This window comes from Streptomyces sp. P9-2B-2, from assembly GCF_030406865.1.
In the GTDB taxonomy this organism is placed as follows: Bacteria; Actinomycetota; Actinomycetes; order Streptomycetales; family Streptomycetaceae; genus Streptomyces; species Streptomyces platensis.
In genome coordinates this window covers 1,992,905-2,005,906 of the sequence record NZ_CP129126.1, presented here as the reverse complement: position 1 = coordinate 2,005,906, position 13,002 = coordinate 1,992,905, and the positions used below count along the sequence as shown (strand labels likewise).

Here is a 13,002-nt window from a genome sequence, read left to right as displayed (position 1 = left end):
CGTCACATGTCGCCGGCACACCGGAATCCGACGTTCCCGCGGCACTCGACCGGTGACCGTGGCGACAGCTCCTCCCGCAGCCGCGCCGCGGGGGTGTCATAGGCCCCGCCGCGCAACACCGGCGCCCCCCTGTCGTCCACGCAGATGTCCCAGACGTTACCGAGCAAATCGCCGATGTTGTACGGGTTCGGTGGGAATTCCCCGACCGGGGTCAACGCGGCATGACTGCCGAGGAAGTTCACCCGGCCCGCCGCGATCTCCGCACGCCACCACTCGCCGCTCCGCCCGGCCCGCGCCGCCAGCTCCCACTCCGCCGCGGTCGGCAGCCGCAGCGGTACGCCCAGCCGGCGGCCCGCCCAGGCCAGATACGCGCGGGCCGCGGGAAGGCTCACCGCGACCACCGGGTGCTCCGCGCGCCCCGCCGGGAAGTCCGCACCGCTCCAGCCCGCCAGGTAGTTGTCGTCCACGTCCGTGCCCGCCGCCCGCGCGGCCGCCGGGTGCCAGCGCGCGTTCGCCGGATCCCGGAGGAAGGCACCGAACTGCGCATGCGTCACCGGGTACCGGCCCAGCCCCACCGTCCGCGTCTCCGTGACCGCCACCGGGACCAGCCGCGGCAGACCGGGCTCCGGCTCGCCGACCGGCACCCGCACCCGCGCCGGGGCCGCCATCCCACGGTCCGACGGGACGGTCCCCCCGGCCGTCGGGCCCACCAAAACCCGCGACGGCGCCTCCTCGGCCACGGGACGCGCGTCCGCCGCCCAGGCCTGGTTACGGAACAGGCAGATCTCCCCGGCGGTCTGGCGGGTGCTCAGCTGGGGCAGCGGCCGGGACTTCGCGGTGAGCGCCGCCGTCAGCTCCGCGAACAGCGCCGCCATGCTCAGCAGCGCGGGCCGCCCCGGAACCCCGTCCTCCACGATCCGGATCAGCTCCCCGGTGAACGCGGTGTACTTCTCGCCCGGCGGGGCCAGCGCCTGCCGTGTCCCGGCGGTGGCGGTCAGCACACACGCCCCCTCGACGGCCACCGCGGGCGCGACATCCGGGGCCTGCATCAGGCCGTCCAGCGCCAGCCCGCTCCAGCAGCAGTCCAGAATCACCACGGTCCGCGGGGCGGTGGGCCGCCCGCCCGACGGATGGAGCAGGACCGACCGCAGCTCCTCGTAACGCAGCGCCGTGTACGACGGACCCGTCTGCGACCCGGGCAGCGCGAGATGGAGCTCGCCCGAGATCGGATCGACCAGGCCGTGCCCGGCGTAATACACCACCACGGTGTCGGTCGCCTCAACGGTGGCGTCCTCCACCGCCTTCAGGATCGCCTCCCGCGACGCCTGCCGCAGCACCCGGCACCGCTCGTCGGCCAGCCCCCAGACCGCCGGATCACCGCACAGCTCCCGCAGCCGGCTGACGTTACGCGCCACCGGCGGAAGGTCATCCAGCTCCGTGTACGCATGGGTGCCGATCAGGACGGCGCGCGACCGGAACGGGTCGGACTGCACCCCGGCCAACGGACTAGCTCCGCCCGGGCCGGTGCACCGGCGCCCCGCGACCCCCGCCGCCCCCGGCCTCCGAGCCCCGCCCGCCCTCGATCCGTACGCGCACCGCCGCCCCCGCCGCCGTCCGTGAACCCCGTCAGAGCGGTCAGCATAAGCGGCGCCCCGCACCCAGGTCTCAGGATCAGACGATCGGGCCGTCCGCCCACTCCGCCAGCCGCAACCGGGTCTCGAACCGCCGTACCCGTCCGTCCACCGGATCGGTGAACTCCAGGATCCCGGCGAGCAGTTGGAGCGGCGCGCGGAAGTCGTCCGGGGCCGGGTCGGTGACGACCGGATAGACCGGGTCGTGGTGGATCGGCAGCCCGAGGCCGTTCATATGGACCCGCAGCTGATGGGTACGGCCGGTCGCGGGCAGCAGCCGGTACCGCCCGAGCCCGCCCCGCCGCTCCACCAGCTCGATCCGGCTCTCCGCGTTCGGCGCCCCGGCCTCCTCGCGCGCGGCCGTCACCCCGCGCTCCTTCACGATCCGGCTGCGCACGGTCAGCGGCAGCGCCACCGCCCCGTCATACGGCGCCACCGCCTCGTACTCCTTGCGCACCCGCCGCTCGGCGAACAGATTCTGGTACGCGCCCCGGTCCTCGGGCCGTACGACGAACAGCGTCAGCCCCGCCGTCAGCCGGTCCAGCCGGTGCGCGGGCTGCAGCGCGGGCAGCCCGAGATCCCGCCGCAGCCGCGCGAGCGCGGTCTCGGTGATGTGCCGCCCGCGCGGAGTCGTGGCGAGAAAGTGCGGTTTGTCGGCGATCACGATCCGCTCGTCCCGGTGGATGATCCCCACCTCGAACGGCACCGGCACCTCCGGCGCGAAGTCCCGGTGGAACCACACATACCGTCCGGCCGCGTACGCCTCGGCCCCGCTCAGCACCCCGTCCACCCCGACGAACCGCCCCGCCCCCAGCATCGCGTCCACCCGCCCGGCCCCGATCGCCCCCTGGAACCGGTCGACGAGATGGTCCCGGACGGTGCCCCACACCCCGCCCGGATCGGCGGGCAGCCGCACCCGCACGGGGTCGATCCCGTCACGCTGCGGGAGAGGGGCCGGCGGAACCGGCGATCTGCGTCTCACCCGGCAAGAGAACCCCAGGTCGGCCGGGGTCTCAAGTCGGTACGGGCGGCGACCGGCCACGGACCTGGGGTGAGCGGCCCCGGCACACGCCCGCCCGGGCGGAAACGACCAACGCCCGCCCCGGCCGAGCGGCCGGTGCGGGCGTTGATGCTGCGAGTGTCCGAGGGGGGACTTGAACCCCCACGCCCGATAAAGGGCACTAGCACCTCAAGCTAGCGCGTCTGCCATTCCGCCACCCGGACAAGGTGTCTGCCGTTTCGGCCCTGGGCCGTTCCGACGTGGAAAACAATAGCAAACCTTCGAGGGTGGTCGATCACCCGCACAGGTGGCCGGAAGCGGGCCTGTGACCAGGGCATGTCGGGAGTATTGCGGCCTTGGGCCCAGCGGGCGACGGGTGGAGGATGGCAGTGGACCCGCCGCGGGCCGCGCTCCTCCGGGCGCGCGATGCGGCCGTGAACCCAGAGGAGGCACTGTGAGGGAGCTCAGCGAGCTGCGCGAGCGAACCGTGGAGAGGTGCGCGCCGCGTGCATGCGGGGCCGGGCGAAGCGAGGTTTCGGCATGAGTGCGTCGCAGCCGGCCCGTGGGGTCACCGGTGAGGACGAGGTCGTCGACCTGTGCCGGGATCTGATCAGGATGGACACCAGCAACTACGGCGATCACTCGGGCCCGGGTGAGCGGGCCGCCGCCGAGTACGTCGCGGAGAAGCTCGCCGAGGTCGGCCTGGAGCCGCAGATCTTCGAGTCCCACAAGGGCCGCGCCTCGACCGTCGCCCGCATCGAGGGCGAGGACCGCTCGCGGCCCGGACTGCTGATCCACGGCCACACCGACGTCGTCCCGGCCAACGCCGACGACTGGACCCACCACCCCTTCTCCGGCGAGATCGCCGAAGGGTGCGTCTGGGGCCGCGGCGCGGTCGACATGAAGGACATGGACGCGATGACGCTGGCCGTCGTCCGCGACCGGCTGCGCACCGGCCGCAAGCCGCCGCGCGACATCGTGCTGGCGTTCCTCGCGGACGAGGAGGCGGGCGGCACCTACGGCGCGCGCTACCTCGTCGACCACCACCCGCACCTCTTCGAGGGCGTCACGGAGGCGATCAGCGAGGTCGGCGGCTTCTCCTTCACCGTCAACGAGCAGGTGCGGCTGTACCTCATCGAGACGGCCCAGAAGGGCATGCACTGGATGAAGCTGACCGTGGACGGCAGCGCCGGACACGGTTCGATGATCCACAAGGACAACGCCATCACCGAACTGTCCGAGGCCGTCGGCCGGTTGGGCCGGCACGAGTTCCCGGTGCGGGTGACGAAGACCCTGCGGTCCTTCCTCGACCAGCTCGGCGACGCGCTGGGCACCGAGCTCGACCCGGAGGACATGGACGCCACGCTGGCCAAGCTCGGCGGCATCGCCAAGCTGATCGGCGCCTCCCTCAAGAACACCGCCAACCCCACACAGCTGGGCGCCGGTTACAAGGTCAACGTCATCCCGGGACAGGCCACCGCGCATATCGACGGCCGGTTCCTGCCGGGTTACGAGGAGGAGTTCCTGGCCGACGTGGACCGCCTCCTGGGCCCGCGCGTCAGGCGTGAGGACGTGCACGCGGACAAGGCGCTGGAGACCACCTTCGACGGTGCGCTGGTGCAGGCGATGCAGTCGGCGCTCCAGGCCGAGGACCCGATCGCGCGGGCGGTGCCGTACATGCTCTCCGCGGGGACGGACGCCAAGTCCTTCGACGATCTCGGGATCCGCGGATTCGGCTTCGCCCCGCTGAAGCTGCCGCCGGAGCTGGACTTCGCGGGGATGTTCCACGGTGTGGACGAGCGAGTGCCGGTGGACGGACTGAAGTTCGGGGTGCGGGTGCTCGACCGGTTCATCGAACAGAGCTGAATTCGGCGCGGTTTTCCTGCCTTTCGCGCCGGCTTCGCTGAAAAGAGTGAAAGCGCCGATGTGTTCGTAGCTTGAACGGCATTTTCCTCGTTGCAGTCAGTGCGGTCCGCGGCTGGGATCGTATTGCCTACAAGGAGGACTAATGATCAAGAAGGTCGTCGCAGCTGCGGCAGTCGCTGGTGGTGTCGTACTCGCCGGTGCCGGCCTGGCCGTTGCCGACTCGGGTGCCCAGGGTGCGGCCCTGAATTCTCCGGGTGTGGTGTCCGGCAACACCATTCAGGTGCCGGTCCAGGTCCCGGTGAACGTCTGCGGTAACACGATCTCCGTGATCGGGCTGCTGAACCCCGCCTTCGGTGCCGGCTGCGTCAACAAGTGACCTTCTGACGTCCTTTGGCGTTGTATTTACACCCGTAAAAAAAGGGTCTGACCCGGCTCGGCTCCGGGGGGCGTGCCACGCAATCCGGAGCCGCTGGGTATTTCGGCGGGCGGGTGGATCTTCCCGAAGACCGCCACTCGTCCGTATTCCTGAAGGCACTAGGCAGGGGAACAACCTATGAGACAGGTCGCACGAAAGGGCCTGATCACCGCGGCCGCCGCCAGTGGCGTACTCGCCATGGCCGCCGGCTACGCACAGGCCGACGCGGGAGCCGCCGGAGGGGCGGCGAATTCGCCGGGCGTGGGATCCGGCAACAACGTTCAGGTACCGGTCCACGTGCCGGTGAACGCCTGCGGTAACACCGTCAATGTGGTCGGGCTGCTGAACCCCGCGTTCGGCAACCGCTGCGCCAACGGCGGCGGTGGCAGGCACCACGGTGGGAACCACCACCAGGGCGGGCACACGGGGGCCGGCGCCGCCGGTACCACCGCGAACTCGCCGGGTGTCGTGTCGGGCAACAATGTCCAGGCTCCGGTCGACGTACCGGTCAACGCCTGCGGCAACAATGTCTCGGGAGGCGGGCTGCTGAACCCCACCTTCGGCAACCACTGCTCCAACGGGTCCTCGGCGACCCCGGGCAGGCCGCACCACCCGGGCAACCCGCACCACCCCGGCAAGCCCCACCACCCGGGCAAGCCGCACGAGCCGGGTAAGCCGCACCACCCGAGCACGCCGCACCACCCGAGCACGCCGCACCACCCCGGCAAGCCCCACCAGCCGGGTAACCCGAGCCAGCAGACCCCGCACAAGCCGGCCAAGCCGCAGGCGCCCAGCCAGCAGGTGACGCCCGCGAAGCCCGTCGGGCACCTCGCGCAGACCGGTGCGGGCTCGATCGGCTACGCGGTTCCGGCCAGTGCCGGGATGCTGCTCGGTGGCGCCCTGCTCTACCGCAAGGCGCGCGCCGCTCGCCGGTGATCAGCAGCAGTTAGCTCACCGGCAGCTCAGCGAGCGGGCCCCGTCTCGACGGGGCCCGCTCCGCTGTCCTCAGCCCCCGGTGGCGCTCACCACGTCGCGCGGAGCTGGCGGATGATCCGGCGGCGCAGCCGTACCTTACGGCTCCCGTCGGGGTTCAGACGCAGTCGGTCCAACTCCCAGTGTCCGTACTCGGCATGGTCCGTCAGCAGGCGTGTGGCGGCGTTCCGGGAGACTCCCCGGGGCACATACACATCGCAGAATTCGTATTCCGGCATCGCATCTATTGTGCGGGACCGGCCCCGGTACGGATAGCGTCTGCACTATGTCTGATGCTGCGCAGCCTTCCGCCGCCGAGGTACGTGCCGCCGCCGAGGCGGTCAAAGCCGCACTGGACCGTCACCTCGACGCGGTCGAACGCCGCTCGGGGCAGGACGATCCGGCCGTGTACGCCGCGTTCGACGAGCTCGCCGCGGCGGCTGAGGTCTATGACGAGCTGCTCTACGACACCTACGACGAGGTCACCCCCTTCGAGATCCCCGGAAACGAGGCGCTGCCCGCATACGCGGGCCCGGAAGACCCGAGCGCGCTGAGCGTGCTGATCCGCCGGGACTACACCGTCGCCGCACCGCAGCGACTGCTGCATCAGGCACAGCGCATCGCCGACCTTGATCCGGACGCCGCCGACGACGCGGCCGGCAGCGCCGCCGATGCCGCCGCGGTGGTCGGCACCAGCGTGCATGCGGCGCTCGGTGTGCTCTTCGGGGAGTTCGAACCGGACGAGATCGCCACCCGGCACAAGGAGTTCGGCCTGGAGGAGGGCGATTCCACCCTGTGGGTGGCGGCCGCCGACGACCCGGCCGAGCCGGGGGAGTGGCTGTCCGCCCCGTTCGACACGGCGGACCCCCAGCGGGTGGTGTGCCGCTTCGACGTCAGCGCCGTCTTCGACGAGGAACTGGGCGAGGACGACCTGGTGGAGCCGCTCGACAACGAACGGTGAGGGAGGCGCCGGGCGGCCGTGTGCCGCACCGGCGCCGCCTGCTGATCGGCAGACGCCGCTGCCCCGGCCCGTTCGCTGGTTCTGCGACGGGCCGGGGCAGCGGCGTACAGGGGCGTGGTGGAGGGCGCCGAAGCCCCCGGCTCAGTCGGCTGCCGTCGGCTCCTCACCGCTCTGCACGCTCTGCTGGAGCAGGCTGCGCAGCCGGGTCGTGCGCTCCTTCACGGGCACCTCGGCGACCGCGCGGGCCAGCGCCTGGTCGGCGCCCTGGACGACCGACAGATGCCGCTCACCGAGACTGAAGGCGGTGTAGACCCAGGCGCGGGTCAGCCCGCCGGTGGCATCGCCGGGGAGAACGACCACCGCGGCGGGCCAGCGCGTGCCGGCCGCCTGGTGGGCGGTGAGCGCCCAGCCGTGCCGTACGGCTCCCGTGCCGACCTGCTCGCGCGGCACCACGAGCGCGGAGCCGTCGCAGTCCAGATGCAGCCCGGCCGCGTCCGCGCCGGTGACCGTGCCGGGCACCGTACGGCCGGGGGCCGGGGCGTAGGCCACGCGGTCGCCGGGGTCGAAGCCGCCGAACCGGCCGGGGCCGGGGTTGAGCCGTTCCTTGAGGGCGGCGTTGAGCGCCCGGGTGCCGGCCGCGCCGCCGTGGCCGACCGTGATGACCTGGGTGTGGTCAGCGGGGACCCCGAACGCCCGGGGCACGGAGTCGGCGACCAGCTGGACGGCGCGGTGCACCGCCTCGCCGGCGTCCCGCACCGGGACGATCACCACCTCCTTGCCGGGCGCCTCGACCTGGCTCAGCTCCCCGATGCCGATGCCCGACACCAGCTCGCCGATCGGACCGAAGTCCGGGGTACGGGAGGCGACCTGCGGACAGAAACGGGCCGCGAGCAGATCGGCGAACAGCCGGCCGGGACCGGCGGACCACAGCACGCCCGGATCACCGCTGAGCACCAGCCGGGTCCCGTCGGTCAGCGACTCGACGAGCAGTGCGGCGGTCTCCAGATCCAGCTGCGGGGCGTCCAGCACGACCAGCAGATCGAGCGCGAGGGCGCCGTCCGCGTCCCGTCCCGGCCCCTCCCGTCCGGACAGCAGGCCGGAGACGGTCACCGCCGCCGCGGCGGGGTCCGGGGAGCCGGCGGCCGTGACGTCGGCCGCGATGTCGGTGAGGTGCGCGGCCAGGCGCCGGCGGCCGTTCTCGGTGTGGGTGGCGCCGAAGGCCCGCAGCCCCAGCGAGCGGGCCGCGGCGATCAGCGCGGCCGGCTCGGTGCGGGCCGCCTCCGCGCCCGTGTGGGCCACCAGGCCGCTGTGCGCGGCGGCCCGGATGAGCTCGGCGGCCGACGGCGAGGGCGCGGCGGCGGCCACGGCCTCCCAGGCGGTGGCGGAAGGCCGGGCGGGGTGCGGGGCCGGGGCGTGGTCGGCGGGGGCGCCGGTGGCCGGGGTATCGGCGGTGGGGGCCGTGGTGGCGGGGCTCTCGCCGGGGGTGTCCCCGTCGGTGACCTGCGTGTCTCCGGCGGCGGTGGACTCGTCGGCCGCCTCCCCGACGGCCGTGGTCTCGCCGGACCCGGGCCCGTCAGCCGTGGCCTCGCCGTCCTCCGCCGGTGCCGTGTCCTGGGTCGGTTCCGCCACCGCTTCGAAGGTGTTGAGCAGCCGTGCCAGCCCGTCGGCGACGCTCTCCTCGGCCATCGCGAACCGGTCCAGGCCGAGCAGGACCCGGACGGGCTGTTCCTCCTCGTCGTCACCGGTGGCCGGACGTGCCCGGCCGCCCGGCTCGTCGATCGCGTCCTGGAAGACCAGCACCGCACCGTCGGCGATGGCCGCCTGAAGGGCGTCATCAGGGTCGGGTACCGAGCGCTGGGCGAGGGCCGCGCGCAGGGCGGCGGCCTCCAGGGCGGAGTGGCCCGCGAGCGCGGCCTGTTCCAGCAGCCAGCCGACCATCGCCAGTGCGCGGCGCTCGTCGCCCGGCCCACAGGCGGGGCCGAGCAGCGCCCGCGCGAAGCCGTCGGCCTGTTCGGGGCGGACCCCCGGTACCCCGAGCAGCAGCCAGGGGTCCTCGCTCAGCGCTTCGGCGGCCCGCTCACCCAGGACCTCCGCGGTCTGCTCGGCCAGCGTCTCGGGGGCACCGCCCGCCGCGAGCACCTGCCGTACGCCCTCGACCCCGGGGAGGGCCCGCACCGCGGGTCGGGGAGCGGGGGCGGGGCCGGTGGCGGCCGGAGCGGTGGCGGCCGGTCCCGTGGCACCGCCCGCCGGTCCGTCCGGACGGGCCGGTCCGCCGGTCTCCTGCGCGGTGCGCTGCCGGGTCACCTCCGGGCCCGGGCCCGTGGGTCCGGCCTGCGACCCGCCCTGCGGCCCGCCCTTGGCAGGCTGGGCGGCGGGTGCGGCCGGCCTGGCCGGGCGGGGGGCCTCATTGAAGAACGAGGCGGCCGAGCGCTCGCCACTCTCCACGGCTCGCACGGCCGCCGCCAGCGCGTCGGCGGTCGCCTTGGCCGAGCCGGACGGCGGGTTTGCCTTTGCCGCACCGGGGTGCGCAGCCGCGGCCCCGGACGCCGGGGCAGCGGTCTCCGCGCCGGAAGACGGCGTGCCGGTTTCCGAGCCGGGCGCCGGGCTTCCGTTTGCCGCACCGGGGCTCGCGGCATCGGCTCCGGATGCGGGAGTGACGGACTCCGCCCCAGTTGACGGCGTACCGGTCTCCTCCCCGGATCCCACAGCGTCGGCCTCCGCCCCGGAAGCCGCAGCCTCGGCGCCCTCCTCGCGCCCCGTCGCACCCTCGCCGGGCGCCTCCGCACCTTCCGGCGCCTCCGCGCTCTCCGGCGCCTCCGCGCCTCCCGGCCCCGCCGCGTCATCCGGCGTCCGGGCCTCCGCGGTGGCGGGTGCGGCCTCCTGCCCGGGCGGGGTTTCGCCGGCGAGGCGGTCGGTGCTCACAGCGTGCTCCAGTCGTGATCGGGGTAGTGGTGCACCGGCGCCGAAACATCGTCCAGCGCCTGGCAGATCTCGTCAGGAAGACTAAGGGTCTCCACTGACAATGCGGCTCTGAGCTGCTGCGCTGTGCGGGCGCCCAGGATCGGTGCGGTCACGCCGGGGCGGTCGCGGACCCAGGAGAGCGCGACCTGGAGCGGGGTGACGGCCAGTCCGTCGGCGGCGGTGGTGACCGCTTCGACGACCCGGCTCGCGGTCTCGTCGAGATAGGGCGCGACGAACGCCGCCAGATGCTCCGAGGCAGCACGGGAGTCGGCCGGTGTCCCATGGCGGTACTTGCCCGTCAGCACCCCCCGGCCGAGCGGCGACGACGGCAGCAGGCCGATCCCGAGGTCGAGTGCCGCGGGCAGCACCTCCCGCTCGATGCCGCGCTGAAGAAGGGAGTACTCCATCTGCGCGCTCGCGAGACGGTTGCGGACACCGGGCGCCGCGAGCTGCCAGGTGCCGGCCCGGGCGAGCTGCCAGCCGGAGAAGTTGGCCAGCCCCACATAGCGCGCCCGGCCGCTGGTGACGGCGAGGTCGAGGGCTTGGAGCGTCTCCTCCAGCGGGGTGTGCGGATCGAAGGCGTGCAGCTGCCACAGGTCGACGTAGTCGGTGCCCAGCCGCTCCAGGGAGGCATCCAGGGCGGCGAGGAGATGGCGCCGGGAGCCGTCGACCCGGCGGTCCGCCTCCAGGACGCTGCCCGCCTTGGTGGCGATCACCAGGTCCTCGCGTGGAATGAGCTCCTCCGTCAGCCGGCCGAGGAGGTATTCGGCGCCGCCGTCGGCGTAGATGTCGGCGGTGTCCACGAGGCTGCCGCCGGCCTCCCAGAACGCCTTGAGCTGGTCGGCGGCTTCCTGCTCGTCCGTGTCACGCGCCCAGTTCAGGGTGCCGAGCCCGAGGCGGGTCACGCGCAGGCCCGTTCGGCCGAGGTGCCTTTGCTCCATGGGCCTTGAGATTACTGGGCGGAAGCCGGCATCAGGGGACCTGTGGACAACCCGCCGATGACAGCCGGCGCGACCGGCGGCTACAGTCCCCGCAACAGCGACGTTACTGATGGGTAAGGGGAGCGGCATGAGGCTTGGCATCAACCTCGGCTACTGGGGCGCCGGGATGGACTCCGACAATCTCGCGGTGGCACAGGAGGCCGATCGCCTCGGCTACTCCGTCTGCTGGGCGGCGGAGGCCTATGGCTCCGACGCCGCCACCGTGCTCTCCTGGGTCGCGGCCCAGACCGAGCGGATCGACATCGGCTCGGCGATCTTCCAGATCCCGGCGCGTACGCCCGCGATGACCGCGATGACGGCCGCGACCCTGGACTCCCTCTCCGGGGGCCGGTTCCGGCTGGGCCTCGGTGTCTCGGGGCCGCAGGTCTCCGAGGGCTGGTACGGCGTCAAGTTCGACAAGCCGCTGGCCCGCACCCGCGAGTACGTGGACATCGTCCGTAAGGCGATGTCGCGCGAGCGGCTGTCCTACGAGGGCGAGCACTGGACGCTGCCGCTGCCGGGCGGTCCGGGCAAGCCGCTGAAGCTCACGGTGCACCCGGAGCGCGAGTACATCCCGCTCTACATCGCCGCGATCGGCCCCAAGAACCTCCAGCAGACCGGTGAGATCGCCGATGGCGCGCTGCTGATCTTCCCCTCGGCCGACCACCTGGAGGAGACCGCGATCGCGCACCTCCGGGCCGGCCGTGAGAAGGCGGGCAAGACGCTGGACGGCTTCGACGTCTGTCCGACGCTGCCGCTGGCCGTCGGCGCGGACAAGGACGTCAGCGCGCTGGCCGACATGTTCCGCCCGTACACCGCGCTCTACGTCGGCGGCATGGGCAGCCCCAAGCAGAACTTCTACAACCAGCTCGCGCAGCGCATGGGTTACGGGGAGGAAGCCGCCGAGATCCAGGAGAAGTACCTGTCCGGCGACAAGGAAGGCGCCGCGGCCGCGATCCCGGAGCGGCTGATCGACCAGACCACGCTGCTCGGCTCCGTCGAGCGGATCGCCGACCGGATGCAGGCCTACGCGGCGGCCGGCGTGACCACATTGACGCTCGCCCCGGCAGGCTTCTCCCTGGAGGACCGGCTGGCGTCGCTGCGGGCCGGTACCGAGGCCCTGGAGCGCGCCGGGCTGGCGTAACCCCCACCGGGGCGCCGGGCCCCTCGGCCCTGCACCCGGCCCGGCGCCCGAAGCGCCGGGCCGGCGAGGCCCCGCGGCCGTGGTGGGGGCTCGGGGGTCTTCCCCACCACGGCCGTCAGCAGCACAACGCGGCCACGGGCACGCTGGTTACGCCCGCGTACGGGGGCATCCCTCGCCCGAACGGCCGAACGGGCCGCCGCTCCGGTTGCCGCCCATGGGCCACCCCAATTGACTCTTCCTTTACGGGTGTGTCCGTTCGGAGGTGGCAAAGATGCTCTCGGCCCGAGGCCTGTTCCAGGAGATCGTCGACAACGACGACTCCTTCCGTTTGTTCTGTTCCATCGCGGCCAGCGGAGAGGCGCAGGGCGGCTGGGAGAACGGCCGGATCGCCGCGCTGCTCCCCGCGTCGATGCGGGAGCTGGCGCCCAAGGTCACCCGGCACGGCGCCGACGAGGACAAGCACGGCCGGATCTTCCAGGCCCTGATGCGCAAGCGCGGACTGACGCCGACCGAGGTCCCGGTGGCGACCGACTACACCGCGCTGCTGGAGCGGCGGGGCATCGGTCTGACGCACGACAAGCTGCGCCGCGACCAGCCGCTCACCGAGCGCGACATCGTCGTCTACCTCTCCCACAGCCGGGTCACCGAACAGCGTGCCTCCGATCAGATGCTGCTGCTCACCAAGCACTTCGGCGACCACCCCGAGCTGGGCAAAGCGGTCCGGATGATCTCCCAGGACGAGGACAGCCACCTCGCGTACTGCCACGAGGAGCTGCTGCGGCTGGCCCGCGCCGGGCACGGCCGCGTCATCCAGCGGACCCTGCGGGAGTGCGCCCATGCCGAGATCGTCGTCTACCGGGAGGTGAGCCTGGCGGTGATGGCCCACATGGGCCGCATCCTGGAGTGGCCGGCGGCGAAGTCCGCCGCGCTCGCCGCCGGGATCCGGGCGGTGTACGGCTATGAGCGGCTGGCCGGCTGGCGGCGGATGGTCAGCCTCCGGATGCCCGAGCGGCGGAACGCGCTGGGCGGACCGGCCACCACCGCACCGGAATTCGCCTGAGCGGACCGGGCC

At 73.1% G+C, this 13,002-nt stretch carries 11 protein-coding genes and 1 tRNA gene; 6 read left to right on the top strand and 6 right to left on the bottom strand.

Going from position 1 to position 13,002, the window contains the following annotated elements; genetic code table 11:
• Positions 1 to 2: 2 nt before the first annotated feature.
• The 3 genes from QT196_RS08665 to QT196_RS08655 form a co-directional block, all read right to left on the bottom strand.
• Positions 3 to 1,493, bottom strand: a complete 1,491-nt coding sequence (locus QT196_RS08665; protein ID WP_248001586.1) for an SUMF1/EgtB/PvdO family nonheme iron enzyme — start codon at positions 1,491 to 1,493, stop codon at positions 3 to 5.
• Between the two features lie 178 nt (positions 1,494 to 1,671).
• Positions 1,672 to 2,613 (bottom strand): pseudouridine synthase, encoded by a 942-nt coding sequence (locus tag QT196_RS08660; protein ID WP_290354689.1) that lies wholly within the window; start codon positions 2,611 to 2,613, stop codon positions 1,672 to 1,674.
• Positions 2,614 to 2,770: 157 nt separating this feature from the next.
• Positions 2,771 to 2,855 (bottom strand) — tRNA-Leu (locus QT196_RS08655).
• Between the two features lie 316 nt (positions 2,856 to 3,171).
• Here QT196_RS08655 and QT196_RS08650 point away from each other — a divergent pair.
• The 3 genes from QT196_RS08650 to QT196_RS08640 all read left to right on the top strand — a co-directional run bounded on the left by QT196_RS08650 (position 3,172) and on the right by QT196_RS08640 (position 5,848).
• Positions 3,172 to 4,497 (top strand): M20/M25/M40 family metallo-hydrolase, encoded by a 1,326-nt coding sequence (locus QT196_RS08650; protein ID WP_168478361.1) that lies wholly within the window; start codon positions 3,172 to 3,174, stop codon positions 4,495 to 4,497.
• 142 nt (positions 4,498 to 4,639) lie between these two features.
• Entirely contained in the window at positions 4,640 to 4,873 is a 234-nt protein-coding gene (locus QT196_RS08645; RefSeq protein WP_168478360.1) for a chaplin, read from the top strand.
• Positions 4,874 to 5,050: 177 nt separating this feature from the next.
• A complete protein-coding gene (locus QT196_RS08640) occupies positions 5,051 to 5,848 on the top strand; it encodes a chaplin (protein ID WP_290354688.1) in 798 nt (265 codons plus the stop codon).
• A gap of 86 nt (positions 5,849 to 5,934) precedes the next feature.
• On the opposite strand, the gene QT196_RS08635 is transcribed toward QT196_RS08640, so the two are convergent.
• Positions 5,935 to 6,123 carry a DUF5703 family protein gene (locus tag QT196_RS08635; protein ID WP_085927031.1) on the bottom strand — a complete coding sequence of 63 codons (189 nt, stop codon included), beginning with the start codon at positions 6,121 to 6,123 and terminating at the stop codon, positions 5,935 to 5,937.
• Positions 6,124 to 6,170: 47 nt separating this feature from the next.
• On the opposite strand from QT196_RS08635, the gene QT196_RS08630 reads away from it, so the two are divergent.
• Positions 6,171 to 6,845, top strand: coding sequence for a hypothetical protein (locus QT196_RS08630; protein ID WP_168478358.1), 675 nt, complete (start codon positions 6,171 to 6,173; stop codon positions 6,843 to 6,845).
• A 141-nt stretch (positions 6,846 to 6,986) separates the two neighbouring features.
• Here the strand turns inward: QT196_RS08630 and QT196_RS08625 are convergent, their stop codons facing one another.
• Positions 6,987 to 9,767, bottom strand: coding sequence for a helix-hairpin-helix domain-containing protein (locus QT196_RS08625; protein WP_290354687.1), 2,781 nt, complete (start codon positions 9,765 to 9,767; stop codon positions 6,987 to 6,989).
• A complete protein-coding gene (locus QT196_RS08620) occupies positions 9,764 to 10,747 on the bottom strand; it encodes an aldo/keto reductase (RefSeq protein ID WP_290354686.1) in 984 nt (327 codons plus the stop codon). The genes QT196_RS08625 and QT196_RS08620 overlap by 4 nt, the downstream gene beginning before the upstream one ends.
• A gap of 127 nt (positions 10,748 to 10,874) precedes the next feature.
• Between QT196_RS08620 and QT196_RS08615 the strand changes: the two genes are divergently transcribed.
• Both QT196_RS08615 and QT196_RS08610 read left to right on the top strand, forming a co-directional pair.
• Positions 10,875 to 11,930, top strand: a complete 1,056-nt coding sequence (locus QT196_RS08615; protein ID WP_290354685.1) for an LLM class F420-dependent oxidoreductase — start codon at positions 10,875 to 10,877, stop codon at positions 11,928 to 11,930.
• A 271-nt stretch (positions 11,931 to 12,201) separates the two neighbouring features.
• On the top strand, positions 12,202 to 12,990 hold the full coding sequence (locus QT196_RS08610) for a ferritin-like domain-containing protein (protein ID WP_290354684.1): 789 nt from the start codon (positions 12,202 to 12,204) through the stop codon (positions 12,988 to 12,990).
• The last annotated feature ends 12 nt before the right edge of the window (positions 12,991 to 13,002 follow it).

What these genes read in the sequence shown, in the direction of transcription:
- QT196_RS08635 (WP_085927031.1), bottom strand. Translation starts at nt 6,123, where the DNA reads ATGCCGGAATACGAATTCTGCGATGTGTATGTGCCCCGGGGAGTCTCC.
- QT196_RS08630 (WP_168478358.1), top strand. Translation starts at nt 6,171, where the DNA reads ATGTCTGATGCTGCGCAGCCTTCCGCCGCCGAGGTACGTGCCGCCGCC.
- QT196_RS08645 (WP_168478360.1), top strand. Translation starts at nt 4,640, where the DNA reads ATGATCAAGAAGGTCGTCGCAGCTGCGGCAGTCGCTGGTGGTGTCGTA.
- QT196_RS08620 (WP_290354686.1), bottom strand. Translation starts at nt 10,747, where the DNA reads ATGGAGCAAAGGCACCTCGGCCGAACGGGCCTGCGCGTGACCCGCCTC.
- QT196_RS08615 (WP_290354685.1), top strand. Translation starts at nt 10,875, where the DNA reads ATGAGGCTTGGCATCAACCTCGGCTACTGGGGCGCCGGGATGGACTCC.
- QT196_RS08650 (WP_168478361.1), top strand. Translation starts at nt 3,172, where the DNA reads ATGAGTGCGTCGCAGCCGGCCCGTGGGGTCACCGGTGAGGACGAGGTC.
- QT196_RS08610 (WP_290354684.1), top strand. Translation starts at nt 12,202, where the DNA reads ATGCTCTCGGCCCGAGGCCTGTTCCAGGAGATCGTCGACAACGACGAC.
- QT196_RS08640 (WP_290354688.1), top strand. Translation starts at nt 5,051, where the DNA reads ATGAGACAGGTCGCACGAAAGGGCCTGATCACCGCGGCCGCCGCCAGT.